Origin of the sequence: Candidatus Nitrotoga sp. BS (genome assembly GCF_927797785.1) — a bacterium.
In the GTDB taxonomy this organism is placed as follows: domain Bacteria; phylum Pseudomonadota; class Gammaproteobacteria; order Burkholderiales; family Gallionellaceae; genus Nitrotoga.
In genome coordinates this window covers 1-24844 of record NZ_CAKMLL010000052.1, presented here as the reverse complement: position 1 = coordinate 24844, position 24844 = coordinate 1, and the positions used below count along the sequence as shown (strand labels likewise).

Here is a 24844-nt window from a genome sequence, read left to right as displayed (position 1 = left end):
CACCTGCCGTCATCAAATTTCATTTTTTGATAATGTTCCGGTGAGACTTACAACATCTACTGCGGTTTGTTTATTTCCCCACAGCCGATGTCGGCTATTTTGAGTGGTCACCCCCTTTTTTTTTGCCTTTGCCTGCGCGACAGGCGCACCTATCCTGTCGAAGTCAAACACCTTTAAACGAATCAGCGTCTCAATGCGCTTGAGGTTGTACGTCAAGTTCATCAAGCCCACCCACACCTTGGCGCGCGCTGCACCCATACTGCGCAGGAAGATACCGCCCATGTCGTTTTCCATAGCACCCAAGACATGCTCGAGCCGTGCACGAACGAGCGATTTCTCTGTGTTGCTCAGCGCTTGTGCTTCGGTCTATAGTTTGTTGCGATAGGCACGTTCATGAATCCGGCTCTCGTGCCGACTTCCCTTGAGGCTTTGCGCCTGTTCGTCTGAACGGTAGGCGCTATCTGCCCACACTTCTTTGCCGCCTGTCGCCTCGTCGCGCAGCACCCCATCGAGCACCTGACTGTCATGGTTGCTGGAGGCGGGTCAGGTGGCGGCGTTGATGAGTTTGGTGTCCTTGTCGATGTTGATGGGATTCTTGTAGCCATAGTGGCTTTGCCCGCCTTTCTTCGTCCAGCGGACATCACAGTCTTTTTGCGCCCGTTTGGCCGGGGTCTTGCCCCACCCGATGGGGATAGCATCGGCCTTGATGATGGCGTTGGTCTCGCATCCGTTGAGTTGGATAGGCACGGGGACAAAAGTGGCATCAATGATCTGACCGCTCTTGAGTTCGACCCTTGGCGCAGCCAGCGCTTGATTCAGTCGTTCGAACAAGGCATCAGTCAGTTGGTGCTGTTTGAGTGCTTTACGAAATGTCCACACGGTGCGGGCATTAGGTACGTTGCCTGCCCGTTCAAGATCGAGAAAACGCATGAAAGACAGGCGGTCGCTGACTGGGTATTGCAGGCGCTCGTCTGACTGGTTGTGCAGGCGTTGCAGGATGAGCATCTTGAACATGAGCACACGGCAGGTGGGCTTGCGTCCGGCTGCGCTTTTGCGCTCTGTGGGGTCGATGCGGGAGAAAATGGAGCGAAACATCTCCCAGTCAATGACGGCGTTGAGCCGCTCCAGAGAGTCGCCTGCTTCAGACAGGCTGGCGTAACGGTTTTGAAGGTCAAACAGGCCATTTTGCATGGGGTGGGGGGCGTCGAATGGCTGTGTCTGTTTTAGGCGTAGTGAACTTTCGTCGTTTGAAAAAATTGGGGGATTTATAGAAGTACCCTTATACTTTATGTCCAATTTGGAGGATCAGTAGATGAACGAAGAGCAAGCCGTATTAAATTTTTTCGCACAAAAAGAAAACTTGCCATTGGCACTCAGTGTGGCAAATCAGGTGGATGGAACACGCCGGAAATTAAACCACGACTTTTGGCTAGCATTAAGCGAACGTATCGTAGCGTATGCGCCGGGCTGGCGCGCATCAACCACTGAAGACCGCAATGCAACTGAGTGCTTGGTTGGACTGTACCTACAACCTGAAGCAGAACAAAAGCTCTACCTGTGCCCCCTGCTGGAGCAGCAATATCTAGGCGATACCCTGCGTATTTACTATGGACTGATGTGGAGTGCTACGCCTACACTCGAGCAAAAACAGTTAAGCGCCATTAACACGCTACGGCATACTTTTCAGGAGGCAGGATTTAAGAGCAACGATCGTTTCCTAGCTTGGCAATGGACGTCATATTACCCGCGCGACATGGATTTCCTTCTGCGGTTTTCCACTGCTGCGGATTCACTGTTAAACGAAGCTGCCAGCTTAATACAAAATTTGCTGATGACGCATCGCGAAGCTTTACACTTGGCCAACACAACGCTACGTCAATCTTCGCGAAATGCTGCAATTTCAGCGATATCGCTCGACAAGTTGCGCGCAAACCTCGAGCGTTAACGTTTGCACTTACACCGGATTTTCAATTTCGAAGAAGCGATGTTCTATACCGCAATTCTCGGCGAGGTGCGTACCTAAAGCCTGCACTCCATAGCGTTCAGTAGCATGGTGTCCGGCCGCAATGAATGCCACACCCGTTTCCAGCGCCTCATGAACATTTTGCTCAGAAATTTCGCCGGTGAGAAAAGCATCCACGCCCAGTGCTATCGCCTCTTCGAAATATCCTTGCGCCGCACCAGTACACCAAGCGACTCTGCGTATTATGGAGCCACCTTCACCGATCACTAGCGGCGGACGCTGCAAGCTATGTGCAATTTTCTGAGTCAATTGTGCCAATGTTTCTACTTGTGCCAATTCCCCATAACAAGCAATGCCCTGCTCGCCGAAGCGGCCATGTTCCATAAAGCCCAAGAGCTGACCGAGTTGCGCGTTATTGCCAAGTTTAGCATGCGCATCCAGCGGCAGATGATACGCTAGCAGACTCACATCATGTTGAAGTAAATGCGCAATACGCTGTTTCTTAATCCCAGTCACAGCAGCGTCTTCATTACGCCAGAAATATCCATGGTGTACCAGAATAGCGTCTGCATTCCATGCAGTGGCTGCTTGCAGTAAACGCTGCGAGGCCGTTACACCACTGGCAATGCGGCGGACTTCTGCCTTGCCTTCCACTTGAACGCCATTTGGACAGTAGTCACGAAAACGATCGGATTCCAGCAGGCTTGCGATATAATCGCGTAAATCATTTAGCAACATGACGTTCTCTTCAAATTAATTATTCTGACTTTACTTTAAATCGGCCAAGCCGAATCTTAATTTTCATTTTTTAAAAAAATGAGCAGTGATACAACAATCTTAACCTTTTAATTACAAATTTAATTATATTTTTCATTTAGTTACAGTAAAATCACTTTTATTATTTGCTATCTAATGATACAGTGTAATTAGATGAATGAATTACTTTACTCATCGTTCATAATATTTTCTCAACACATAAGTGCGACTCGCAAGGTGCAGTATATTTTGCCATACTCATCAACCTCAATAGTTCCTCACTAGGATTTATAAAGCATTGAGTTAGATCGATAGCTCTCTGAATAAAATAAAACATGTTACATCATGCGTAAATTCTGGCTCTTATTTGCACAAGCCACCACTGTCGGGCTGGCTATTGTATTTATCATTAGCACCCTGAAGCCCAGTCTTCTGCCCTCTGCTTCGCGTAACGGCATTGTCACAGTGCATGAAAACGTAAACTCAAGCACCTCCCAAGTTCCTACAGCAGGTTACAGCGCTGCGGCACGCAAAGTTATGCCCACTGTGGTTAATATTTTTACTAGCACCGATGTAAAGAAACCTTCGCATCCATTCATAGATGACCCACGCTTCCGCTTCTTTTTTGGCGAAGAGAATCCTCCACAACGGGGCTCTAACTTAGGTTCTGGCGTCATCATCAGCCATGATGGTTACATCCTAACCAACCATCACGTGGTTGAAGCTGCCGATCAGATCGAAGTGGCTCTGGCCGATGGGCGCAAGGCTAAAGGACGAATTATTGGTTCCGACCCAGAAACCGATCTTGCCGTCATCAAGATCGACTTGCCTGGCACTATCCCAGCCATCACCTTTGGCCACCCAGACCAATCGCAAGTAGGTGATATCGTTTTGGCTATCGGCAATCCATTTGGCGTGGGTCAAACGGTGACAATGGGCATTGTCAGTGCAGTGAAACGCAATCACCTCGGACTAAACACTTTCGAAAACTTCATCCAGACCGACGCAGCAATTAACCCAGGTAACTCAGGTGGCGCGCTGGTAGATGTAAATGGCAACCTGATCGGCATTAACAGCGCGATTTACTCGCCCAATGGTGGATCACTTGGTATCGGTTTCGCTATTCCTGTCAGCACTGCAAAAAAAATTATGGAGCAGATTATCCAAAGCGGTTCGGTAACACGCGGCTGGGTCGGTGTAGCAATGCAGGAGCTCACGCCAGAACTAGCGGAATCACTTAAGCTCGGCAAAATACAGGGAGTGTTAATTTCGGAAGTTGTGCATGGCAGTCCCGCAGACAACGCTGGGGTACGTGCTGGCGACATTCTCACCATGATAGACAACAAACAGTTGCTAACAGATTCCAGCACCATGCTGGAAACCATTTCCAATTTGCCGCCTGGCAAGGTCGTCGTATTCAAGTTGCTGCGCAATCAGCGTGAGGTAGTTGTGCAAGTCAAGCTTGGCAAGAGACCTAGGCCGAAAAAACTGGAATAATGCCCCATAAAACAACTAAACAACCATCGGCTAAAGCCGGAGGGTTTGAATTACGGACTGAAAGTCCGGATACGCGTCGCCTAAACGACGCGTCCAAATCGGGTTCCATTTTAAAATCATCGTTTGGCTTAGGCTCAAAACGATGCGCCAATATTGCTATATCATTTCTTCCGTCATCTGGCCTACCGATGCAAAAAAGTACCCTCTCGCCCAAAAGTGCCTGTCTTCTTTGCCCATCCTTACCATTCGTGGGAGCGTGGCTTGAATGAGAACACCAATGGCTTAATCCGCCAGTACTTCCCCAAGAGCACCAACCTGCTGAACGTGACCCCTGAACAAGTCACATTCGCCATCAACCAAATGAACCATCGGCCTAGAAAATGCCTGGACTGGAAAACGCCGCATGAGGTATTCTTTGGACAACCCAGCACATGGGCGAAGCCAGCACTGAATGTTGCACTTCGAATGAGAATCCAAGGGTGGTTTAATCTTTGTGATTGATAATTAGTCTTACTGTGTCATAAAAAAGGTATAATTGCCACCTTATAGTTACTGACAGATGGCAAGATGGACACAATCAAGGAGTTCAATCGCTATATAGATCATTTGTCTGAAAGGCTCAACCATGCTGACCGACACGCTGGGTTAAGCGGGTATTGCACCGGCCTGATGTTGCCCTTGTCACGCAAAAGCGTAGAACCCATAGCGGCACGCATTGACCCATTGCACGCTAGCGCACGGCACCAAGCCTTGCATCACTTTGTGTCCAAGTCCGAGTGGTCTGACTCGGCAATCATGGCTGGCGTGCGCGACTGGGTCGTACCGGCACTCGGGCTTGATAGCGGCTGTTACTGGATCATCGACGACACCGGCTTTCCCAAAAAAGGCAAACATTCGGTTGGAGTCGCCCGCCAGTATTGCGGCCAGTTGGGCAAACAAGACAATTGCCAGGTGGCGGTCAGCCTGTCACTGGCAAGCGTTCAGGGCAGCATTCCCATCGCGTACCAACTCTACCTTCCCAAAGACTGGGCAGGCGATGCGGAGCGTCGTAAGGCAGCGGGGGTTCCAGAGAACATTGTATTCGCGACCAAACCCGAGATTGCCTTGGAACAGATGCGCCAAACCATCGCAGCGAGTGTGCCCATGGGTGTGGTGTTGGCAGATGCCGGTTATGGTGATGAAACCGCCTTTCGGGATGGCATCACTGAAATGGGCATGTTCTACGCGGTCGGCATTCGACCAGCCACAACGGTATGGGCACCGGGGACTGCACCGCTACCGCTACCGCCCAAACCCTGGCCCGGTCATGGCATACGCCCAACGCGACTACGTCGGGAACACGGCAATGAACCGGTGGCGGTGAAGGCATTGGCTCTGGCATTGCCGAGAAAAACCTGGCGCATGGTCGCTTGGCGGGAGGGCAGCAACAGCGAACTCTCATCCCGTTTCGCCGTAGTGCGCGTCCGTCCCGCCCACCGGGATTATCTTGGGTCAGAAATGCGCCCCGAGGAGTGGCTGCTGATCGAATGGCCTGAAGATGAAACCGAGCCGACAAAATACTTTCTCACTACTGCCCCGAGCGATGCCACACTGGAGCAAATGGTGTTTGTCACCAAGATGCGCTGGCGCATCGAGCGGGACTATCAGGACTTGAAACAGGACTTCGGACTAAGTCACTACGAAGGAAGGAACTGGCGCGGGTTTCACCATCACGCCACGCTGAGCATCGCAGCTTATGGATTCCTGATGGCGCAACGACTCAAGGCTGGATGCGATACCAGCGGTAAAAAAAACTTCGCCGAACGCCAAGTGCCTGCCGTTCCCAAAGATTGCGTCCCTCGGGGTAGCCCAGCGCGCGCAGCGTCACGTACCTGACTCGATCACAACACTACGCCTGTACTTGAGCGTCGCTCTCGCAAGCGCCTTGGGTCATTGCCCGCATTGTAATTGGGTAAGCCTAAGATTACATTTGTGACACAGTAAGATTAGCTGGGTGCGCATATTTATTTCATGAAACTGAAATAAGGGAGGTGATTATCCGTTTTTCGTTTCGACTTCTTTCGAGTCCCTTGTCATCAGCCGCGCCACTATGATTCCCACTTCATACAATAGCCACAACGGTATGGCGAGCATGAACTGCGACACCACGTCAGGAGGGGTGACAAGAGCGGCGAGAATAAACGCCCCAACAATAACGTAAGGCCGGATTTCCTTGAGCTTAGCGATGTTTATCATATCCATCTTAACTAACACCACCACTGCCACCGGCACTTCGAAGGTAAGCCCAAAGGCAAGAAACATTCCCATTACGAAACTCAGGTATTTGTCAATATCGGTCATCACCGCGACACCCTGTGGCGCTGCACTACTGAAAAAACCGAATACCACGGGAAACACCAAGAAATATGCAAATGCCATGCCGAAAAAAAACAACACCACACTGGCTGTAATGAGTGGCAACATCAGGCGCCTTTCATGTTTGTGCATTCCAGGCGCAACGAAAAGCCAAGCTTGGTACAATATGTAAGGTAATGAAATAAGGAATGCCGCCATCATCGCGACTTTAAGTGGCACAAAAAACGGGGTAATAACATCAATGGCGATCATCTGCCCACCTGCTGGCAACTTAGCGATCATCGGTTCCGCGAGTAACGCATAAAGTTCACCTGCCCACGGAACAAGGCATATAAATACCAACAATAGCCCTCCAAAAGCATATAGAAGGCGCGTCCGCAATTCGAGCAGGTGAGAAACGAAGGTTTCGTTAGTACTCATTAATCAATAGGGAGTCTTGTTTGCTCGGGAGTGATTCGCAACTCGGGTTGTGCAGGGTGCTGCACACCGGCTTGTTTAGGTTGAATTATGGCACTATTAGGCTGCTGAACTAACTCGTCCTTCGGCACCATCTGATCGTTATTGCTGCTGACTTGCTGATCTTCTTTTTGCTTCTGCTGACGTAGCTTTTCCTCCTGAATATGCAAAATACGTGCTGCCTCTTGCTTAGCATATAAATTACGTGTCGCCTCTTGATAAGCTGATGAAATCGTTTTAAATTCAACTTCTTCTGCCGATTTCTCGCTACTCGTATGCACCGTGCCTTCGGTATCGCCACCACTCTGCTTACTCAATTGTGGCGAACCCTTATCTCTTTCGCTAGGCTTGGGAGCACTTGGTTTCTCTAAGCTGACCTGCTGCTGGGTAGGCTGCACTTCAAAATTCAATTGCGATTCTTGATTGACGCCCTCTCTAGCCTTCTCAACTTGCTGATTGAGAGATTGTGTGACTTCTTGCGCATGCTGATTAAGAGATTGAGTGACTTGATTCACTGCATCTGCGGCACTCTTATATTCATTCTGCACCTTCTCTTGCAACTGACGCATCTCCTCAATGCCTATGTCCCGCACGATGTCCGCCTTGACACTGCTGATGTAGCGCTGCCCGCGGCCCAACAAATGACCAAGTGTACGCGCTACCTTTGGCAGGCGCTCAGGGCCGATGACGATGAATGCGACCACCGTAATTACCATTATCTCGGAAAAATCAACATCAAACATGGCTGCTCAGTCCAGACTACGCGTTGGTATGACTCTTGTCTTTAACTTCACCTTCAATGGTCTGACCAGACTGTTCCACTTTCTTCTGAGTGTCATCTATAGGCACTTCTGGATCCGAGCGCATACCTTCCTTAAAGCCCTTCATCGCACCTCCTAGGTCGCTACCCATGTTGCGCAGTTTCTTAGTGCCAAATATGAGAATAACGACTAACAATACAACCAACCAGTGCCAAATACTGAATGAACCCATTTTTATTTCTCCTAAAAGTTTAAGTGGCGTTAATCTTGCCGTACCATGGGTGGAATATTTCCGCCAATGATATGAATATGCAGGTGATATACTTCTTGCCCTCCACCCTTTCCAGTGTTTATGATGGTGCGAAAGCCGTTATTCAACCCCTGTTCTTTTGCCAGTTTAGGCGCCAGCAACAACATTTTCCCCAGTAGCGCCGTATGACTCTCATTGGCATCCATCAGCGATCCCAAGTGCAACTTAGGGATCAGCATGAAGTGCACCTTCGCGACTGGATTAATATCATGGAAGGCAAGTAAATCGCCGTCATCATACACCTTTCGACAAGGTATATCACCGCGAACTATCTTGCAAAAAATGCAGTTATCCATTTTCCCTCCGCACCCTCGCTCTAACCCTTGGTAACCTGATAAAGGGAAGCAGTAGAAATACTATATCTGTAAATTGCCGCCTCGCAAGAAACATACACTAGTGGGCGTTATCCTTACGACCGGCCTTCTCATCAAGTCCAGAAACCCCTGCTCGTTTCGCCAACTCCTCCAGCACATCGTTTGCGCTTAAGCCACGCTGCGCCAGCAATACCATGCAATGAAACCACAGATCAGCGGTTTCGTATACCAAATGTTGATTATCTCCGCTTTTAGCGGCCAGCAGCACTTCAGTGGTTTCTTCGCCAACTTTTTTGAGGATGGCATCTTCGCCTTTGCTACACAGCATGGCTACGTATGAGCTTTCAACTGCTGCACCTTTGCGCTCAACAATTGTTTCCATCAATTTTTGAAGAATGTCGTTTCTCATCACTTATGATTTCTTCTGGTAAATTTCGTTGGGCGCTTTCAGCACTGGGTCAATTTCCACCCACTTACCTTGTTCTAAACGACTAAAGAAGCAACTGGCTCGCCCAGTATGGCAGGCTATTCCCCCATCCTGCTCCACTTTCAATAAAACCACATCGCCATCACAATCAAGGCGGATTTCCTTCACCCGCTGAATATTGCCGGACTCTTCGCCTTTGTGCCACAACTTTTTACGCGAGCGCGACCAATATGTCGCCTCGCCCGTCTGGACGGTAAGATTAAAAGCTTCACGGTTCATCCACGCCATCATCAGCACACAACCTGTGCCTTCATCCTGTGCGATGGCCGGCACCAAACCATCAGCCGCCCAGCTTACTTTATCCAACCAGGTATCGTTCATAACCGCATCTCAATACCTTGTTGCGCCATATATTGCTTGGCTTGTTGTATTGTGTATTCACCATAGTGAAAAATACTGGCTGCTAACACTGCATCCGCGCCGCCCAGTTTCACACCGTCCACCATGTGCTGCAGAGTGCCCGCGCCGCCGCTGGCAATGAGGGGGATTTCCAACGCATCCGTCACCGCGCGAGTAAGTTGTAAATCGTAACCAATTTTGCTGCCATCACGATCCATACTGGTAAGCAGAATTTCTCCCGCACCGAGTGCCTGCATTTTTTTAGCCCATTCCACAACATTCAGGCCGGTAGCTTGGCGTCCGCCATGAGTGAACACCTCCCAATGGCCAGGCTGTACCTGTTTGGCATCTATTGCCACCACAATACATTGCGAACCATAGCGCCCTGCCGCGTCCGCCACCAGTTGCGGATTGAGCACAGCAGACGTATTAATGCTTACCTTGTCGGCACCCGCATTAAGCAAGTTGCGCACATCTTCCACTTGGCGAACACCGCCACCCACAGTGAGAGGAATAAAAACCTGATTAGCCACCTGCTCAATGATACGAAACAGAATGCCTCGGTCATCTGAACTGGCGGTTATGTCAAGAAAAGTTAACTCATCTGCGCCTTGCTCGTCGTATCGGCGCGCGATTTCTATCGGGTCGCCCGCATCGCGTAACTCAACAAAATTGACGCCCTTGACTACGCGACCAGCGGTTACGTCTAGACAAGGAATGATACGTTTGGCAAGCATATTATTTAAGTGAGTGAAAGAAAAATGGAAACCCCGACACTTAGCTCTTCTCGTTCCTATTTTCAGTTAATGTATCTGCCAACTTTTGTGCTGCGGCAAAACTTAACGTCTCTTCATAGATGGCTCGGCCAGTTATCGCACCAACAATACCATTGTCCTGCACCGCACACAGCGCATGCACATCGTCGAGATTGGTGATACCGCCGCTGGCAATGACTGGCACAGTAAGTTCACGCGCCAACTCTACAGTGGCAGGAATATTAACGCCGGATAACATGCCGTCACGCCCAATATCAGTGTAAATAATGGCTTCAATGCCATAACCTTCAAAACGCTTAGCTAGATCTAGCACGTCATGCCCAGTTACCTTAGACCAGCCTTCCACTGCCACCTTCCCAGCATTGGCATCAAGCCCGACCATAATATGACCTGGAAAAGCATCACAGGCTTCATGCAGAAAGCCCGGAGTCTTCACCGCTGCGGTACCTATAATTATATAGGCCACTCCAACATCAAGGTAGCGCTCTATTGTTTCCAGGTCGCGAATACCACCGCCCAACTGAATTGGCACATCTAGCCCTACCGCTTCCACGATGCTGCGGACAGCTGCCTCATTCTTAGGTTTGCCGGCAAAAGCGCCATTCAGATCAACCAAGTGCATACGGCGCGCGCCCTGCTTTAACCAATGTAGCGCCATCGCTGCAGGATCTTCGGAAAACACCGTGGCGTCTTCCATCAGCCCTTGGCGCAAGCGTACACAATGTCCATCTTTTAAATCAATCGCGGGAATTATCAACATGGCAGCACAATACAATTATGAACAATAGAAAATTAAAAAGGCACCCAATTTACAAAGTTTTTCAGTAGCATTAAGCCGGCATCTTGGCTTTTCTCTGGGTGAAACTGCACGGCAAATAAGTTATCACGTGCCACGGCACAAACAAACGGTTGTGGATAGCAACTAGTAGCCTGCACGAGCTGTGTATCCTCTGTGCATACATAATAACTGTGCACAAAATAAAAGCGCGCGTTTTGATCTATACCTTCCCATAAAGGATGATTGCCATGCTGCACTTGATTCCACCCCATATGCGGCACCTTCAGCTTGTTATTCTGTGCATCGCACAAATTGCTAGCGAAGCGCATCACCTTGCCTTGCAAGATGGCTAATCCTGGAATATCGCCTTCCGCACTGTGTTCAAACAGCATTTGCAAGCCGATACATATCCCGAGAAAAGGCTTGGACTGCGCGGCATGCAGCACTGCTGCACGCAACCCTCGCGCCTCCAGTTCGCGAATACAATCTGGCATTGCACCTTGGCCAGGAAAAACCACGCGCGTCGCCTGTGCAACTTCTTGCGGGTCGTCGGTCACCACAATAGACGCAGCAGGCGCAACGGTGTGCAATGCTTGCTGCACCGAGCGTAGATTGCCCATGCCGTAATCAATTATCGCGATGTCTACCATAACTGAATATGGGGCTTTATAAATTTATAATTCATAGCATACAACACTCGACTGTAATAACCGCATATCTCATTTATTACTTTGTTTATTGAAGCGCCTTGAGAAGCTTTACAGCGTACCCTTTGTGGAAGGCATCATGCCTGCCATACGCGGGTCGAGCTCCAGCGCCATGCGCAAAGCACGGCCAAATGCTTTAAACACTGTTTCCGCCTGGTGGTGAGCATTTTTACCAACCAAATTGTCGATATGCAATGTCACGAGCGCATGATTGACAAAGCCCTGGAAAAACTCATGAACCAAGTCCACATCAAACTCACCTATGTTGGAACGCGTAAAATCCACATTAAACACCAAGCCGGGACGACCGGAAATATCCAGCACTACACGTGACAGCGCCTCATCTAATGGCACATAAGCGTGGCCGTAGCGACGCAATCCTTTTTTGTCTTCTACCGCTTGGCTGAAAGCCTGACCAAAAGTGATGCCTATATCCTCGACTGTGTGATGCGCATCAATATGCAAGTCACCCTTGGCAACAATGTCCAAGTCGATCATGCCATGACGTGCAATTTGATCAAGCATGTGCTCGAGGAAAGGCAAGCCAGTATCAAATTTGACCTTGCCGCTACCATCTAAATCCAGCTTGATGGTGATCTGAGTTTCCAGTGTGTTACGAGTAACGTGAGCACTACGCATAATTTTCTCTATAAGGATAGCCTAATTAAATTGGTGAATACTTTCCTGCAAAGCCTGGATAAACTGCTCATTCTCCAGTGGAGTACCCACCGTAACACGCAAACAGTCAACCAAAAGCGGGTGGGCTTTATTCAAGTTTTTGATTAGCACACCCCGCTTTTTCAGTTCATTGAAAATCTTATCAGCATGCATCACACGGAACAAGATGAAATTGGCATTACTTACATAGGGCCGAACATCTGCCACCCCAACCAAACGTTCATACAACCAAACACGATCCTGCTTGATTTGCTCAGACTGTAACAACAACACGTCGTGATGCCGCAATAATTTTTCCGCCACCAATTGCGTCAGCACGCTTACATTATAAGGTAAACGAAGCTTTTCTAACTGCGCTATCCACGCCTTGCTACCCACTAAAAACCCCAGTCGCAAACCAGCCATGCCAAGCTTGGAGAATGTGCGCATTACCAGCAAATTAGGGTAACACGTCAGCATTGGTATCAAACTAGCATTGGCAAAAGCATAATAGGCCTCATCTACAATCACCAAACCGGGAGCAGCCTCAATAATTTGAGCAATAACTTCCGCATCAAACAGATTTCCAGTGGGATTATTTGGATAGGACAAAAATACTAGCGCAGGCCGGTGATGTTGCATGGCAGCCAGCACGGCGGGTAAATTCAGCGCAAAATCTTCTGTCAGTGGTACGCCGACATACTGCATTCCAGTGAAAGTTGCAATCATTCTGTACATCACAAATGATGGCTCAACGCTCAATAATGTAGCATCCGGTTTAGCGACTGCAAGTGCTAACAACTGAATAATCTCATCCGACCCATTTCCGAGCAGAATATCCAAGCTTTGTGGCAAGCCAATCACGGCGCGGATGCTGGCCTTTAGCTGCTGAGCGTCTGCATCAGGGTATCGGTTGATGGCGGCGTCCGCCACCAAACGAGCGATCTCCTCACGCAATGACTGCGGTAATAAATAAGGATTCTCCATCGCATCCAGCTTGACCATGCCAGCACTGTTGGGCACAGGGTAGGCTTTCAGATCAAGCACTTCTTGGCGGAGCAAGCTTTCAGGGGTTGCGACAATATTGGTAGAAGACATGAATTATAGATACTGATAGACAACGGCATTTTATCCTAAATCGCACAACTTTCTGGTCAAATTTCCTTTGACGTTGATATTTTTCAAACGCGGAGTTAACCCGGTCAGCCATGCACTACAAGTCTGGGCAGTTTATTTACTCGCTGTACTGTATCGAAAAAACAAATAATTGCTAAAGTTGACAAGCCTTCGTATAATTCGCTTTTTTATTGCAAGAGAAATTCTCTAAGGAGTTGCCATGGCAAACACTGCACAAGCTAGAAAACGCGCGAGACAAGCGGATAAACAGCGCGAACATAACACGAGCTTGCGCTCTGAACTTCGTACTGCAATCAAAAAAGTGGCGAAAGCCATTGAAGTTGGCGACAAGGCTGTGGCACAAGCCGTTTTCATCGAGTCCACCAGCATTGTAGATACGATCGCCGACAAAAAAATCATCCACAAAAACAAGGCTGCACGTCACAAAAGTCGTCTATCTGCTGCTATTAAGGCAATGGCTTAAACGTACTACACGCACTCTAAAGAAGAGCCGACAGCATTTGCTGTCGGCTCTTCCAGTTTTCACTCGACAAAATTATGAATCACATAGATCACCCGCAACGAACATCCAAGCGAACCTGCGCAAACTATAATGTTCAATTGCGCAGGTTAATCATAGCATTGCGAAGCTGAGCACCTTTTATTCTTCGCGATTCCTTCTGGCAAGTATTTTTCACCATTTTGTGAATGTTTTGACGTCCAAAATTGCGACTTTGCTACTCGCTGTGTGCCGTTCGTTTGTCGCTGAATGTATAAACGCGAGCCTTATTAATAAAGTGCAATTTTAATTTCCACTTGCGCAATCTAGGCAATTTAGCTCAATATACGCGCTTTCTCTAACTCAATACGGCGGCCATGCCGCCGTATGTCATTCTATCTATTATATGTCACACTTAATGAACACCTATACTCGCCTGCCAGTCGCCTTCACGCACGGGGATGGCGTTTGGCTGTGGGATAGCAATGGTAAGCGCTACCTTGATGCGCTGTCCGGTATCGCTGTCAACACTCTGGGACATGCTCATCCACGCTTAACTGTGGCGCTTAAGGAGCAGATCAGCAAACTGATGCACGTTTCCAATGTATATCAGATAAGCGAGCAGGAAATTGTAGCCGACAAGCTGACCGCGCTGACTAACATGCAAGAGGTGTTCTTGTGCAATTCTGGCTGTGAGGCTAATGAAGCTGCGATCAAATTAGCACGTCTCTATGGTCATCAACAAGGAATTGATAATCCAGCGATTATCGTAATGGAGAAAGCGTTTCATGGCCGCACTTTGGCTACACTGTCCGCCACAGGCAACCGTAAAGTACAGGCGGGATTCGAGCCGCTGGTAAAGGGTTTTGTGCGCGTCCCCTATAATGACCTGGATGCTATACATCAGGTCGCTGAACATAACCCCAATGTCGTAGCGGTGCTGATCGAACCCATTCAAGGTGAAGGCGGAATCCGCACCTTGGATATCCATTATCTCGAGCAACTGCGCACAATCTGTGACCAGCACAACTGGCTGCTGATGCTGGATGAAGTGCAATGCGGTATTGGCCGTACCGGAAAATGGTTCGCCCACCAGCATACTGGCATCCTGCCGGACGTAATGACACTAGCCAAAGGTATCGGCTCCGGCATCCCTGTTGGTGCCTGCTTGGCCGCTGGCAAGGCGGCAGGCACCTTCAAGCCGGGCAATCATGGTTCAACTTTCGGCGGCAATCCATTGGCATGTGTAGCTGTACTAACCACGCTGGCGATAATGGAAGAAGACCAGCTGGTTGCGCATGCCTCTACGGTAGGCGAATTTCTACTGCAGAGCTTACGCACACGCTTGGCCACAGTGGCTGGCGTGGTGGAAATTAGAGGGCAGGGGCTCATTATCGGCATTGAACTGAACAGGAGCTGCGGGGAGCTGGTTAAACAAGCCTTGGCGCAAGAACTATTGATCAACGTCACCGATGACAAAGTTATCAGGTTGCTACCCGCATTGGTGCTCACGTCTGCAGAAGCGCAGCAATTGCTGGATAAGCTATGCCCGCTGATTACCAATTTCCTGACGGAAGGTGCATAACGTGAACATTAGACATTTTTTACAGTTCAAAGACTTTACCCGTGCAGAGTTCGAACACATGTTCGCTCGAACGCGCATCATCAAGCAACGCTTCAAAACCTACCAGCTCTATCATCCGTTAACAGATCGCACGTTAGTGATGATTTTTGAGAAAAGCTCCACGCGTACGCGCCTTTCGTTTGAGGCAGGCATGCAACAACTTGGCGGCAACGCCATTTACCTCAACACGCGTGATTCGCAACTGGGGCGCGGTGAGCCGGTAGAAGACGCGGCACAAGTTATCTCTCGCATGAGTGACCTGGTCATGATCCGTACTTTCGAACAGGAGATCATCGAACGATTTGCTGAAAATTCGAGAGTACCGGTGATTAACGGCCTGACCAATGAATACCATCCCTGTCAAATATTGGCTGACATCTACACGTATATCGAGCAGCGTGGCTCCATTCAGGGCAAAACTGTAGCGTGGATCGGCGATTCCAACAATGTGTGCAATACCTGGTTACAAGCAGCAGAGGTGTTCGACTTCAACGTCCATGTTTCCACTCCTCCTGGTTATGAAGTTGAGCCAGAACGTGCCGGACTATTCGGTGAAGACCACTATGAGGAATTTGCTGACCCAATGGACGCGGCACGCAATGCCGACCTGGTCACCACCGATGTCTGGACCAGCATGGGCTTTGAGCGCGAAAACGATGCGCGTCACAAAGCATTTGCCGACTGGATAGTAGATGCAGAAATGATGGCCGTCGCCAAACCGGATGCGCTATTCATGCATTGCCTGCCGGCACATCGCGGCGAAGAAGTGGACGCCGCCGTCATTGACGGCCCGCAAAGCGCGGTATGGGATGAGGCAGAAAATAGACTACATGTACAAAAAGCACTGATGGAATATCTGCTATTAGGTAATGTAAATACCTAATAGCAGATATTCAGGGTGTGTTTGTGCATCAAAATTTTCATCAGTGGTTTATTCAACAGAGAAAAACAAAATGAGTGAAATAAAAAAAGTTGTCCTCGCCTACTCAGGCGGGCTGGATACCTCAGTAATCCTGAAATGGTTACAGGATACCTATCAGTGCGAGGTCGTGACCTTCACGGCCGATATTGGTCAAGGTGAAGAACTCGAACCCGCACGCAAAAAAGCGTTGCAGTTCGGCATCAAGCCGGAAAATATTTTTATCGACGATCTGCGCGACGAATTCGTACGCGACTTTGTCTTTCCGATGTTCCGCGCCAACACCGTGTATGAAGGGGAATATCTGCTCGGCACATCTATCGCGCGCCCGCTAATCGCCAAGCGCCAAATTGAGATTGCCAGACAAACTGGCGCACAAGCGGTGTCGCACGGCGCCACCGGCAAGGGCAACGATCAGGTGCGTTTTGAGCTAGGCTATTACGCACTTAACCCGAACATCAAGGTAATTGCGCCATGGCGCGAGTGGGACTTACTCTCGCGCGAAAAACTAATGGCATACGCTGAAAAAAATGCGATCCCCATAGATATGAAGCACAAGCAGGGCGGATCACCCTATTCCATGGATGCAAACCTGCTGCACATTAGCTTTGAAGGTCGCCATCTGGAAGATCCCTCCGCCGAAGCAGAAGAAAGCATGTGGCGTTGGACTGTATCACCGGAGCAAGCGCCAGACGCTGCAGAATATCTCGACATTGAATTCGAGCGCGGCGACATTGTCAGCCTTAATGGATCGAAAATGAGCCCGGCTGAGATACTTGCCATGCTTAATAAGCTGGGTGGCAAACACGGTATTGGCCGTCTTGATCTGGTAGAGAATCGCTACGTCGGCATGAAATCACGCGGCTGTTATGAAACCCCCGGCGGAACCATCATGCTCAAGGCACATCGCGCAATAGAATCCATCACACTAGACCGTGAAGTTGCACACCTGAAAGATGACCTGATGCCGCGCTACGCCAGCATGATTTACAACGGCTATTGGTGGAGTCCAGAACGCCTCTCACTACAAACGCTAATAGATCACACGCAGCAAAAAGTTAACGGTTGGGTGCGCATCAAGCTATACAAGGGCAATGTCATCGTGGTGGGTCGCGATTCCAAAACAGATTCGTTGTTCGACCCGAATATCGCTACTTTTGAAGACGACAAGGGTGCCTACGACCAGAAGGATGCCGCCGGATTTATCAAGCTGAACGCGCTTAGAATGCGCATTGCGGCGAAGCTAGAATAGTAGCATCTGTTCGAAATACTTTATGTCTTCGATGATTCATGAAGAATATTAAATAAATAATCTCATTCCACATTAGGAGCATCCATGTCCCAATTCGATAACGTTAGCGTCGTTAAGCAAGCCAATGTGTTCTTCGACGGTAAGTGCGTGTCACACTCCGTCCTATTCCCGGATGGCACACGCAAGACACTCGGCGTGATAATGCCTGGCAGCCAGCTCACTTTTAACGTCAAAACATCGGAACTAATGGAAATTACCAGTGGTACCTGTCAAGTTAAATTAGCAGGCGAGACCGCTGCCAAAACATACACTGCCGGTATGCAGTTCAGTGTGGCTGCGGATAGCAGCTTTGAAATTCATGCACAGGATGCGATCAATTACATTTGCAGTTTTGGTTAGCGAATTGGATCCACTCGTAGCGCCCCCTCATCAAGCATTTCCTCCGTCTGAAAAAGAAGGTTAAGTAGATAAAATTTAAGGAGAGCTGCAATGCCATCATTCGACATCGTATCCGAAGTGGATAAAACGGAAGTTAAAAATGCAGTCGAGCAGACCAACAAAGAAGTTGGGACGCGCTTTGATTTCAAGGGTTCTGACGCACGCGTGGAACAGGCAGAGTTGGTACTTACCGTGCATGCTGATAATGAATTTCAGCTAAACCAGGTGCAGGATATTCTTAATGCCAAACTTACCAAGCGAGGCGTGGACATCAAGTGCCTGGAAATTAGTGAAAAAATTGAGAAAGTCAGCGGTAACAAGATTAAGCGTTCCTGTACCGTAAAGGTGGGAGTGGAAATTGATCTGGCGAAAAAAATCGTCAAATTCGTCAAGGACAGTAAAATGAAAGTACAGGCCAGTATCCAAGGCGACACGGTGCGCATAACTGGCGGTAAGCGCGACGATCTGCAAGCTGCCATCCAGTTGATACGCACTTCCATCACTGACTTTCCGCTGCAATACCAAAACTTTCGCGACTGAAAAGATATCATTACGAAATTAAACTTTGCTGCACGTTCTTGCCAAGTATTTCCTTAATACACGGCCACTACAAATAATTCATTTCACTTTAGCATTAAATTTGAAGCGACATACGTTACCACCTTTAGCCATACACTCTTCGTGATTAACCGAACTATCTGTAAAGGTTGATAACAACGCCAGATCAAACTGGCAAATCTCTGGATTTTTCATGGCTAGATTGTGAAAAATACAGTTATCCGCTTCAATTGTAGGCGTGTCGCCATTAACACTGAAGCTCCCCGTGTTATAGCCAAGCTCTTCCATCACCTCAGAAAGCTTTTCTACCTTCTGCTCGCGTGTTTGGAGCATTACATTTTGGTTGAGTAACTGTTGAGCAACGCTTACTCCCATTGCATTCAATTTTTCCCTTAACCCTGCTACCCCAGATTCTTGAGCAATTGATTCAACCATTAGCTGGGCAAACCAAGAGTAGTTACGCGGAAAGAACTCCTTGCCTGCATCAGTAAGTACATAAAGCTGTTCTGGACGCCCACCAGAAGGGCGGCTCACCCCTTGGGTGACTATCCCGCTGTTCTCCAATGCGGCTACGTGCTGGCGAACGGCATTTCGGGTAATTTTCAGATATTCCGAGAGCTCTTCTAACGTTAAACCGCCCTTATGCTTTAGCAGGAGTTTTAAAAGCTCTTGTTGACGACTTCCTAATAATTCAAGCATTCAGTACTCCTTCGGAACATTTGCCCCCTCAAGGGACGACACTTTAGTATTTTACTCCAGAGCATATATAGGGCCAATTTGATCTCCCTTAAATGGAGTAACCCGCCCACATTTGACCACTAAATAATTTGGACTGGGCAGCTTGGTACGCTGATTCAGTCCAAAACCGAACATTCTAAACGACGAGTAGTAAAATATTGAGGCGCTTCCGGATGCGAGCTAACTAACGCTAACCGATAACTACTCGTAAATGCTATTTTACAATCACTCGCCCACGCATGCTGGGATGAAAATCACATGAATAGTCCTGCACACCTACTGATTCAAATGACACTTCGTGTTGTTCGCCACCTTTTATGATGCCAGAAGGAATAAAGTGAGCTTTTTTATCGGGTGTCACAGTATGAGGAACTTCATCCTTATTAATAAAGATTACGCTCTGCCCACGTTTTATTACAATTTCATCGGGTTGAAATTGGAAGGCATCCATCGTGACTATGATTGGTGCCCTGGTTGCAGAGTGCTCCTTACTTGCCTCATTAGGAGCCGCTGACACCGTCATTGAAATAGTTGCCAGCCCCAAAGAAGCCCACGCAAGTAACATAAGGGATATCCTCATAGTGCGCGTCATGCTGATTAGACGGAAAGTATCCATTGGCTGCGAGTTTCTTTGCTAAGTTGCGCAGCCGGTACGGCGTGAATCGTCGGATCAAGTGTGCCAAACACCGCGCGAATTGCTGCTGCATGTGCAGACTCATCGGGCAAAATAGACAACCCGGCAGCCACCAATGCGGGGGTACGCAGTTTGCTGACGGCACTGGCGTAGGCAAGCACCGCATCCACTTCTAATGCCAGTGCAAGTTTAGCGATATTGGCGTCATTATCGAGATTACCCTCCCCTGCCTTGATATAAGCAGAAAGATTGTATGTCTCCCTTGCGTTGGTCGGCGTGCCGCCCAGGCTTTTAATCGTGGATATAAAGATATCTCGGTGTTTAATGTGATCGGCTTGATTACGCAGTGCCAAGGATTTAATGACATTTCCCACCTTGCTATCACTTAACTTTCCCGCTGCAACGCCGTAAGCCCAAATTGCCTGATTTTCGAGGTCCAAGGCCGCGTTTAAAATTGCCATGTCATGCTTTGTATCACTACTCGTATTAGCACTTGCACTATTGAGAGTGGTTAAACTTAATGCAGCAAGCGCACTTACGGCAAGTCCTGTTTTAAGTGCAGTGCGGCGAGAGTTGTCAGGTACGCTGATACTATTTTCCATTGTTGTCTCCTAAATTAAGTGGCTGGTAATGTTTGGTTCGTTAATCAATAGCGAACCAAACGCATCCTACGCGAACATTAAACATCTTACAACATATTAATATGTTATATATTGCTATACTGCTCTAAACAAACCAAATTAAACTTTTATGTAACTGATTAACAATTAATTTTTCCACATAATGGCACCAGCCTCTCTATCCTAATTAATATTGCAGTAAATGTGATTTTGCGCATCGTCTATAATTGCCGCCGATGTTTCAGGTACGGGCAATATGAGAAAACTTCTAAAATATAGTTTATGGTCAGCAGGTGTGATGCTTGCCATTGCTATAGCCGGAATAGCTTATATCGCCGCCACATTTAACCCCAATGATTACAAGACCCAGATCATCAAACTGGTGCAAGATAAACTGCAACGCACTCTCAAGCTGGATGGTGATATCAAACTGTCTATCTTCCCCACCATAGGCGCCAGCATTGGCAAGGCATCATTGTCGGAGTTTCAGAGCGACGAAGAATTTATTTACATCGATAGTGCGCGAGTCTCGCTGGCGATAAAGCCGCTACTATCCAATCAATTAATTGTGGACAAAATTTCGATTGGTGGCCTGAAGGCAACTCTGGTTAAATTCAAGAACGGCAAGACCAACATTGACGACTTATTTAGCAAAAAAACTGACGAAGAAAAAACACCTTTTGAATTCGACATCGCCTCAATGCACGTGAAAAACTCAGAGCTGACCTATCTGGATGAAGCAACGGGTGCGCGATATGTGCTGAAAGACTTCAACCTCAATACCGGACGTATTGCCGACGGTGCGCCGGGCAAAATTGATTTGGCTACAGTAGTTCAATCCAGCAAACCCATGCTGGACCTAACCGTAAAAATGAAAGCCACCTCCACTTTCAATCTGGATAAGAAGCTATTGCAAATGGAAGGGCTGAAATTGCAGGCCAAGGGCACAGCACTCGACATCAGCAATCTGGCAGCGCAGGCTCACGGCAATATCAACGCGAATTTTGACACACAAGAATTTTCTATGAACAAATTAGCAGTTACCGCCACTGGCATGCAAGGTAAAAACACCTTCGATGCCAAGCTGGATGCACCTGTGTTTAATCTGGTTAAGAATAATTTTACCAGCGACAAATTAACGTTACACGCTAAGCTGGGAGGTGCAATCGGCAACATCGTAGCTAACCTGGCGCTGTCTGATTTGGCCGGCAATCCTCAATCGTTCAAAAGCAGCGCGCTTGCGCTAGAGCTGGATATAAAGCAACCGGAACAGGCATACAAGGTCAAGCTGGGCTCGCCTGCAACGGGCAACTTTGAGCAGCAACAACTCAACCTTTCCAATCTGACCCTCGCAGTCAATGCAACGGGTGACAAGCTGCCGAATAAATCAGTCAGCGGTAAAATGAAGGGAAGCTTGCAAGTAGATGGCAGCCGCCAGAGCATTCAAACCAACCTCGCGGGCGGTTTGTTGCAAAGCCAGGTTCAAGCCAAGGTAGCAGTCAATGGTTTTCAAGATCCGGCGATACGCTTCGACTTAGAGGTAGACCAATTTGATGCTGATTTATATCTACCCAAGAAAGCAGCGAGGGCAACCACTAAACCAACCACGACACAGCAGCCATTTGATTTGGCTGCTTTGCAAAAACTTAATCTTGGAGGCGAAATACGGATCGGAATGCTTAAAATTTCCGATGCGAAACTTTTAAAAGTACGCCTCGACGTGAAAAAGCATAACGGCTCGATAAAAATCAGCTAGCTATCTACCAATCTGAATCAGGGCAGCATGATCGCGTTAAAAAATGATTCAAATCCAAGTTGCAGGATCAACTTCATGACAAGCTAAAGAAACGCTGATGAACTCGTCATCCCCGCGAAAGCGGGGATCCAGCTTATTGATTTAACTGGGTTCCCGCTTTCGCGGGAACGACGATTGTGAATTAATCAGCGTTTCCCTAAATATTCTTTTCAAATAACACCATGCTCATCGCCTATCAAATGCCTCCTCCTACCTTCCGTCTAAGATGGGAAAGCGGTCTTATCCCTTGATCAAAAATCGGCAAAATCCACGCCCAGAATTATTTGCTCATCGCATAATAGACTGGCAGCAACAACACGGTCGGCACGGCTTGCCATGGCAAGGCGCGGATGTTTATCGCATATGGCTGTCCGAAATAATGCTGCAACAAACCCAGGTCGTCACCGTTACCCCCTATTTCCTTCGGTTCGTGGCACGCTTTCCCACTATCGCAGCGCTCGCCGCCGACAGCCAAGAGGCGGTATTGGCGCACTGGAGCGGCCTGGGCTACTACTCGCGTGCGCGCAACCTGCACCGCACAGCGCAACTCATCATGCAACGGCATGAGGGAACATTTCCTCAGCAATTTGAAGACATCCTGGCTCTTCCCGGCATTGGCCGCTCCACCGCCGCAGCCATCAGCGCATTCGCATTTCATGAACGATGTGCAATTCTCGATGGCAACGTTAAACGTTTACTGGCGCGCTACCATGCCATTGAAGGTTACACGGGCGAAAAAAAGATCGAAGCCCAACTGTGGCAACAGGCAGAAGCACTGCTACCAAAGCGTGATGTCGCGATCTATACACAAGGCTTGATGGATCTGGGCGCGCTGATTTGTACACGCAGTAAACCACAATGCCCCCTCTGTCCACTGCAAACAGATTGCGCGGCATATCAAAACAACCAAGTCGCTCAACTGCCCACGCCCCGTCCACGCAAGGTGCTACCGGAAAGACACAGCACCTTTCTACTACTGCTTAATGGCGCTGATATCCTGCTGGAAAAGCGCCCGGGGAGCGGTATCTGGGGTGGCTTGTGGTGCCCGCCGCAGGTAGATTCAAAACTTCTAAGTAAGGTTGAAGATGCGGGTGCCTACTGCCTTCAACACTTCGGCACGGAAACAAAATACACACTTGCACTATCAACATTCACGCATACATTCACCCATTTCAAACTGCATATCACCCCACTGCTATTGCAGGTAACAAACAAACCCAAGAAAATTCAGGAGCCAGGCAGGGTGTGGATGAAGGTGGATGATGCGTTGCAAGCTGCAATTCCTACACCGGTGCGGAAACTTTTGCAGGAGATACAGGCAGGACGCGGGGTGAAGTGAATAGCACTGATAAATGACAGCAGGCTTTGACGATTCAGGAAGATCATGCTGTTATGCAGAATTTATGCCTCAACTAATTTTATTTTTTTTGTTTACTGAACTCACGTGAACCGTATATGGACTATAAATTATCCAGTGGGCTGACAACTGCCTTACCGCCCTTATTCAAAACATGAGTGTAAATCATTGTCGTCGAAACATCGCTATGGCCCAGCAACTCCTGCACTATGCGAATGTCGTAGCCTGCTTGTAAAATATGAGTGGCAAAGCTGTGGCGCAAAGTGTGCGGCGAAGTTGGCTTGGCAATACCAGCCGCCAAAGCGGCTCTTTTAACATAGCGTTGCACCTGTTTTTCATCCACATGATGGCGGCGCTGCGCCTTGCTGCGCGGATCAACGGAATAATTTTTAGCGGAAAACACATATTGCCAGCCCCACTCACTCGCTGCATTCGGATATTTAACAGCCAGCGCATCCGGCAACCAGACAATCGCTTTGCCCAGTTTAATATCCTGCTCATGCCATTCACGACGCAATGCAAGCTGCACCTGCATCGCTTCCAGCAAACTATCTGGCAGCATTGTCACGCGATCTTTACCGCCCTTTCCGTCACGCACTATAATCTCCTGGCGCGCCAACTCCACATCCTTCACACGCAAGCGCACTGCTTCCATCAAGCGCATTCCCGTGCCGTACAAAAGCCTAATAATCAACCCAACCGGCTCTGGCGCACCATCCGTTTCGCGTAATAAAGCTTGCACCTCCAGCGACGTCAACACCACTGGTAAACGCTGCGGCTTTTTGGAACGCTCAAAACCATCCAACCAGGGCAAATCTACTGCCAACACCTCACGATACAAAAAAAGAATAGCCGATAATGCCTGATTCTGAGTAGAGCTGGCCACATTACGCTTAGTCGCCAAGTAGGTTAAAAACTTCTCCACCTCAGCAGCGCCCATTTCTGTTGGATGACGCTTGCTATTAAAAATAATGTATTGCTTAATCCATGAAATATAGGTATTTTCTGTGCTTAGACTATAGTGTTTATAACGGATTTTATCGCGTACTTGATCCAGTAATTTTTTGGTAACGTAGAATTTGGGAGACCTGAGTAGTAAAAGATAATTGCCCTCCAATATGGTATTTAGTTTTTGCGG

Annotated in this window: 30 protein-coding genes and 2 pseudogenes; 12 read left to right on the top strand and 20 right to left on the bottom strand. The window is 48.4% G+C overall.

Features of this window, described 5'->3' with window-relative positions; genetic code table 11:
• Positions 1-12 precede the first annotated feature (12 nt).
• From MJ769_RS05915 to MJ769_RS05905, 3 genes are all read right to left on the bottom strand, one after another.
• Positions 13-282, bottom strand: a complete 270-nt coding sequence (locus tag MJ769_RS05915; protein WP_239235144.1) for a hypothetical protein — start codon at positions 280-282, stop codon at positions 13-15.
• A gap of 84 nt (positions 283-366) precedes the next feature.
• Positions 367-504: a hypothetical protein gene (locus MJ769_RS05910; RefSeq protein WP_239235143.1), complete on the bottom strand. Its 138-nt coding sequence runs from the start codon at positions 502-504 to the stop codon at positions 367-369.
• Between the two features lie 39 nt (positions 505-543).
• Complete coding sequence (locus tag MJ769_RS05905; RefSeq protein WP_239235141.1) at positions 544-1296, bottom strand: IS5 family transposase; 753 nt, start codon at positions 1294-1296, stop codon at positions 544-546.
• 16 nt (positions 1297-1312) lie between these two features.
• On the opposite strand from MJ769_RS05905, the gene MJ769_RS05900 reads away from it, so the two are divergent.
• Positions 1313-1945 carry a hypothetical protein gene (locus MJ769_RS05900; protein ID WP_239235139.1) on the top strand — a complete coding sequence of 211 codons (633 nt, stop codon included), beginning with the start codon at positions 1313-1315 and terminating at the stop codon, positions 1943-1945.
• Between the two features lie 9 nt (positions 1946-1954).
• On the opposite strand, the gene MJ769_RS05895 is transcribed toward MJ769_RS05900, so the two are convergent.
• Positions 1955-2701: a Nif3-like dinuclear metal center hexameric protein gene (locus MJ769_RS05895; protein WP_239235137.1), complete on the bottom strand. Its 747-nt coding sequence runs from the start codon at positions 2699-2701 to the stop codon at positions 1955-1957.
• Positions 2702-3064: 363 nt separating this feature from the next.
• On the opposite strand from MJ769_RS05895, the gene MJ769_RS05890 reads away from it, so the two are divergent.
• A complete protein-coding gene (locus MJ769_RS05890) occupies positions 3065-4216 on the top strand; it encodes a trypsin-like peptidase domain-containing protein (protein WP_239235135.1) in 1152 nt (383 codons plus the stop codon).
• 103 nt (positions 4217-4319) lie between these two features.
• On the opposite strand, the pseudogene MJ769_RS14720 reads toward MJ769_RS05890, so the two are convergent.
• Positions 4320-4438 (bottom strand): annotated as a pseudogene (locus MJ769_RS14720) (IS200/IS605 family transposase); the annotation flags it as partial.
• Positions 4439-4441: 3 nt separating this feature from the next.
• Here MJ769_RS14720 and MJ769_RS05880 point away from each other — a divergent pair.
• Together MJ769_RS05880 and MJ769_RS05875 are read left to right on the top strand one after the other, a co-directional pair.
• Positions 4442-4717 (top strand): annotated as a pseudogene (locus MJ769_RS05880) (transposase); the annotation flags it as partial.
• A gap of 66 nt (positions 4718-4783) precedes the next feature.
• The gene (locus MJ769_RS05875) at positions 4784-6091 is read left to right on the top strand and encodes an IS701 family transposase (protein ID WP_239235134.1); all 1308 of its coding nucleotides are present in this window, start codon (positions 4784-4786) and stop codon (positions 6089-6091) included.
• A gap of 159 nt (positions 6092-6250) precedes the next feature.
• On the opposite strand, the gene tatC is transcribed toward MJ769_RS05875, so the two are convergent.
• The 11 genes from tatC to hisC all read right to left on the bottom strand — a co-directional run bounded on the left by tatC (position 6251) and on the right by hisC (position 13254).
• The gene (gene tatC, locus MJ769_RS05870) at positions 6251-6991 is read right to left on the bottom strand and encodes a twin-arginine translocase subunit TatC (RefSeq protein WP_239235132.1); all 741 of its coding nucleotides are present in this window, start codon (positions 6989-6991) and stop codon (positions 6251-6253) included.
• On the bottom strand, positions 6991-7770 hold the full coding sequence (gene tatB, locus MJ769_RS05865; RefSeq protein ID WP_239235130.1) for a Sec-independent protein translocase protein TatB: 780 nt from the start codon (positions 7768-7770) through the stop codon (positions 6991-6993). The genes tatC and tatB overlap by 1 nt, the downstream gene beginning before the upstream one ends.
• A gap of 16 nt (positions 7771-7786) precedes the next feature.
• Positions 7787-8020 (bottom strand): Sec-independent protein translocase subunit TatA, encoded by a 234-nt coding sequence (tatA, locus tag MJ769_RS05860; RefSeq protein WP_239235128.1) that lies wholly within the window; start codon positions 8018-8020, stop codon positions 7787-7789.
• A 29-nt stretch (positions 8021-8049) separates the two neighbouring features.
• Positions 8050-8394, bottom strand: a complete 345-nt coding sequence (locus tag MJ769_RS05855; RefSeq protein WP_239235126.1) for a histidine triad nucleotide-binding protein — start codon at positions 8392-8394, stop codon at positions 8050-8052.
• Positions 8395-8491: 97 nt separating this feature from the next.
• Entirely contained in the window at positions 8492-8821 is a 330-nt protein-coding gene (locus tag MJ769_RS05850; RefSeq protein WP_239235148.1) for a phosphoribosyl-ATP diphosphatase, read from the bottom strand.
• Between the two features lie 3 nt (positions 8822-8824).
• Positions 8825-9220: a phosphoribosyl-AMP cyclohydrolase gene (gene hisI / locus MJ769_RS05845; RefSeq protein ID WP_239235124.1), complete on the bottom strand. Its 396-nt coding sequence runs from the start codon at positions 9218-9220 to the stop codon at positions 8825-8827.
• Complete coding sequence (hisF, locus tag MJ769_RS05840) at positions 9217-9975, bottom strand: imidazole glycerol phosphate synthase subunit HisF (protein ID WP_239235122.1); 759 nt, start codon at positions 9973-9975, stop codon at positions 9217-9219. Before hisF ends, hisI begins: the two co-directional genes overlap by 4 nt.
• A gap of 40 nt (positions 9976-10015) precedes the next feature.
• Positions 10016-10774, bottom strand: a complete 759-nt coding sequence (gene hisA, locus MJ769_RS05835) for a 1-(5-phosphoribosyl)-5-[(5-phosphoribosylamino)methylideneamino]imidazole-4-carboxamide isomerase (protein ID WP_239235120.1) — start codon at positions 10772-10774, stop codon at positions 10016-10018.
• A gap of 32 nt (positions 10775-10806) precedes the next feature.
• Positions 10807-11442 (bottom strand): imidazole glycerol phosphate synthase subunit HisH, encoded by a 636-nt coding sequence (gene hisH / locus MJ769_RS05830; protein WP_239235118.1) that lies wholly within the window; start codon positions 11440-11442, stop codon positions 10807-10809.
• Between the two features lie 108 nt (positions 11443-11550).
• Positions 11551-12138 (bottom strand): imidazoleglycerol-phosphate dehydratase HisB, encoded by a 588-nt coding sequence (hisB, locus tag MJ769_RS05825; protein ID WP_239235116.1) that lies wholly within the window; start codon positions 12136-12138, stop codon positions 11551-11553.
• Between the two features lie 21 nt (positions 12139-12159).
• On the bottom strand, positions 12160-13254 hold the full coding sequence (gene hisC, locus MJ769_RS05820) for a histidinol-phosphate transaminase (protein ID WP_239235114.1): 1095 nt from the start codon (positions 13252-13254) through the stop codon (positions 12160-12162).
• A 238-nt stretch (positions 13255-13492) separates the two neighbouring features.
• Here hisC and rpsT point away from each other — a divergent pair, with 238 nt between their 5' ends.
• The 6 genes from rpsT (at position 13493) to MJ769_RS05790 (ending at position 18544) form a co-directional block, all read left to right on the top strand.
• Entirely contained in the window at positions 13493-13756 is a 264-nt protein-coding gene (gene rpsT / locus MJ769_RS05815) for a 30S ribosomal protein S20 (RefSeq protein WP_239235112.1), read from the top strand.
• 421 nt (positions 13757-14177) lie between these two features.
• Positions 14178-15356: an aspartate aminotransferase family protein gene (locus tag MJ769_RS05810; protein ID WP_239235110.1), complete on the top strand. Its 1179-nt coding sequence runs from the start codon at positions 14178-14180 to the stop codon at positions 15354-15356.
• 1 nt (position 15357) lies between these two features.
• Complete coding sequence (gene argF, locus MJ769_RS05805) at positions 15358-16278, top strand: ornithine carbamoyltransferase (RefSeq protein ID WP_239235108.1); 921 nt, start codon at positions 15358-15360, stop codon at positions 16276-16278.
• 70 nt (positions 16279-16348) lie between these two features.
• Positions 16349-17566 carry an argininosuccinate synthase gene (locus MJ769_RS05800; protein WP_239235106.1) on the top strand — a complete coding sequence of 406 codons (1218 nt, stop codon included), beginning with the start codon at positions 16349-16351 and terminating at the stop codon, positions 17564-17566.
• Positions 17567-17650: 84 nt separating this feature from the next.
• Positions 17651-17965, top strand: a complete 315-nt coding sequence (gene ppnP, locus MJ769_RS05795; protein WP_239235104.1) for a pyrimidine/purine nucleoside phosphorylase — start codon at positions 17651-17653, stop codon at positions 17963-17965.
• A 90-nt stretch (positions 17966-18055) separates the two neighbouring features.
• Positions 18056-18544: a YajQ family cyclic di-GMP-binding protein gene (locus tag MJ769_RS05790; protein WP_239235103.1), complete on the top strand. Its 489-nt coding sequence runs from the start codon at positions 18056-18058 to the stop codon at positions 18542-18544.
• A 78-nt stretch (positions 18545-18622) separates the two neighbouring features.
• On the opposite strand, the gene MJ769_RS05785 is transcribed toward MJ769_RS05790, so the two are convergent.
• The 3 genes from MJ769_RS05785 to MJ769_RS05775 all read right to left on the bottom strand — a co-directional run bounded on the left by MJ769_RS05785 (position 18623) and on the right by MJ769_RS05775 (position 20536).
• Entirely contained in the window at positions 18623-19261 is a 639-nt protein-coding gene (locus MJ769_RS05785) for a helix-turn-helix transcriptional regulator (RefSeq protein WP_239235101.1), read from the bottom strand.
• 253 nt (positions 19262-19514) lie between these two features.
• Entirely contained in the window at positions 19515-19865 is a 351-nt protein-coding gene (locus tag MJ769_RS05780; protein ID WP_239235099.1) for a cupredoxin domain-containing protein, read from the bottom strand.
• A 32-nt stretch (positions 19866-19897) separates the two neighbouring features.
• Positions 19898-20536, bottom strand: a complete 639-nt coding sequence (locus tag MJ769_RS05775; RefSeq protein WP_239235097.1) for a ferritin-like domain-containing protein — start codon at positions 20534-20536, stop codon at positions 19898-19900.
• A 274-nt stretch (positions 20537-20810) separates the two neighbouring features.
• On the opposite strand from MJ769_RS05775, the gene MJ769_RS05770 reads away from it, so the two are divergent.
• Both MJ769_RS05770 and mutY read left to right on the top strand, forming a co-directional pair.
• Positions 20811-22310 carry an AsmA family protein gene (locus MJ769_RS05770; protein WP_239235095.1) on the top strand — a complete coding sequence of 500 codons (1500 nt, stop codon included), beginning with the start codon at positions 20811-20813 and terminating at the stop codon, positions 22308-22310.
• A 286-nt stretch (positions 22311-22596) separates the two neighbouring features.
• Complete coding sequence (gene mutY / locus MJ769_RS05765; protein ID WP_239235093.1) at positions 22597-23688, top strand: A/G-specific adenine glycosylase; 1092 nt, start codon at positions 22597-22599, stop codon at positions 23686-23688.
• A 121-nt stretch (positions 23689-23809) separates the two neighbouring features.
• Here the strand turns inward: mutY and MJ769_RS05760 are convergent, their stop codons facing one another.
• Positions 23810-24823, bottom strand: coding sequence for an integron integrase (locus tag MJ769_RS05760; protein WP_239235146.1), 1014 nt, complete (start codon positions 24821-24823; stop codon positions 23810-23812).
• Between the last annotated feature and the right edge of the window lie 21 nt (positions 24824-24844).

Coding starts and splice junctions, on each gene's coding strand:
- MJ769_RS05915 (WP_239235144.1), bottom strand. CDS start 282: ATGGGCGGTATCTTCCTGCGCAGTATGGGTGCAGCGCGCGCCAAGGTG.
- MJ769_RS05900 (WP_239235139.1), top strand. CDS start 1,313: ATGAACGAAGAGCAAGCCGTATTAAATTTTTTCGCACAAAAAGAAAAC.
- MJ769_RS05895 (WP_239235137.1), bottom strand. CDS start 2,701: ATGTTGCTAAATGATTTACGCGATTATATCGCAAGCCTGCTGGAATCC.
- MJ769_RS05890 (WP_239235135.1), top strand. CDS start 3,065: ATGCGTAAATTCTGGCTCTTATTTGCACAAGCCACCACTGTCGGGCTG.
- MJ769_RS05875 (WP_239235134.1), top strand. CDS start 4,784: ATGGACACAATCAAGGAGTTCAATCGCTATATAGATCATTTGTCTGAA.
- tatC (WP_239235132.1), bottom strand. CDS start 6,991: ATGAGTACTAACGAAACCTTCGTTTCTCACCTGCTCGAATTGCGGACG.
- tatB (WP_239235130.1), bottom strand. CDS start 7,770: ATGTTTGATGTTGATTTTTCCGAGATAATGGTAATTACGGTGGTCGCA.
- tatA (WP_239235128.1), bottom strand. CDS start 8,020: ATGGGTTCATTCAGTATTTGGCACTGGTTGGTTGTATTGTTAGTCGTT.
- MJ769_RS05855 (WP_239235126.1), bottom strand. CDS start 8,394: ATGGATAACTGCATTTTTTGCAAGATAGTTCGCGGTGATATACCTTGT.
- MJ769_RS05850 (WP_239235148.1), bottom strand. CDS start 8,821: ATGAGAAACGACATTCTTCAAAAATTGATGGAAACAATTGTTGAGCGC.
- hisI (WP_239235124.1), bottom strand. CDS start 9,220: ATGAACGATACCTGGTTGGATAAAGTAAGCTGGGCGGCTGATGGTTTG.
- hisF (WP_239235122.1), bottom strand. CDS start 9,975: ATGCTTGCCAAACGTATCATTCCTTGTCTAGACGTAACCGCTGGTCGC.
- hisA (WP_239235120.1), bottom strand. CDS start 10,774: ATGTTGATAATTCCCGCGATTGATTTAAAAGATGGACATTGTGTACGC.
- hisH (WP_239235118.1), bottom strand. CDS start 11,442: ATGGTAGACATCGCGATAATTGATTACGGCATGGGCAATCTACGCTCG.
- hisB (WP_239235116.1), bottom strand. CDS start 12,138: ATGCGTAGTGCTCACGTTACTCGTAACACACTGGAAACTCAGATCACC.
- hisC (WP_239235114.1), bottom strand. CDS start 13,254: ATGTCTTCTACCAATATTGTCGCAACCCCTGAAAGCTTGCTCCGCCAA.
- rpsT (WP_239235112.1), top strand. CDS start 13,493: ATGGCAAACACTGCACAAGCTAGAAAACGCGCGAGACAAGCGGATAAA.
- MJ769_RS05810 (WP_239235110.1), top strand. CDS start 14,178: ATGTCACACTTAATGAACACCTATACTCGCCTGCCAGTCGCCTTCACG.
- MJ769_RS05800 (WP_239235106.1), top strand. CDS start 16,349: ATGAGTGAAATAAAAAAAGTTGTCCTCGCCTACTCAGGCGGGCTGGAT.
- ppnP (WP_239235104.1), top strand. CDS start 17,651: ATGTCCCAATTCGATAACGTTAGCGTCGTTAAGCAAGCCAATGTGTTC.
- MJ769_RS05790 (WP_239235103.1), top strand. CDS start 18,056: ATGCCATCATTCGACATCGTATCCGAAGTGGATAAAACGGAAGTTAAA.
- MJ769_RS05785 (WP_239235101.1), bottom strand. CDS start 19,261: ATGCTTGAATTATTAGGAAGTCGTCAACAAGAGCTTTTAAAACTCCTG.
- MJ769_RS05780 (WP_239235099.1), bottom strand. CDS start 19,865: ATGTTACTTGCGTGGGCTTCTTTGGGGCTGGCAACTATTTCAATGACG.
- MJ769_RS05775 (WP_239235097.1), bottom strand. CDS start 20,536: ATGGAAAATAGTATCAGCGTACCTGACAACTCTCGCCGCACTGCACTT.
- MJ769_RS05770 (WP_239235095.1), top strand. CDS start 20,811: ATGAGAAAACTTCTAAAATATAGTTTATGGTCAGCAGGTGTGATGCTT.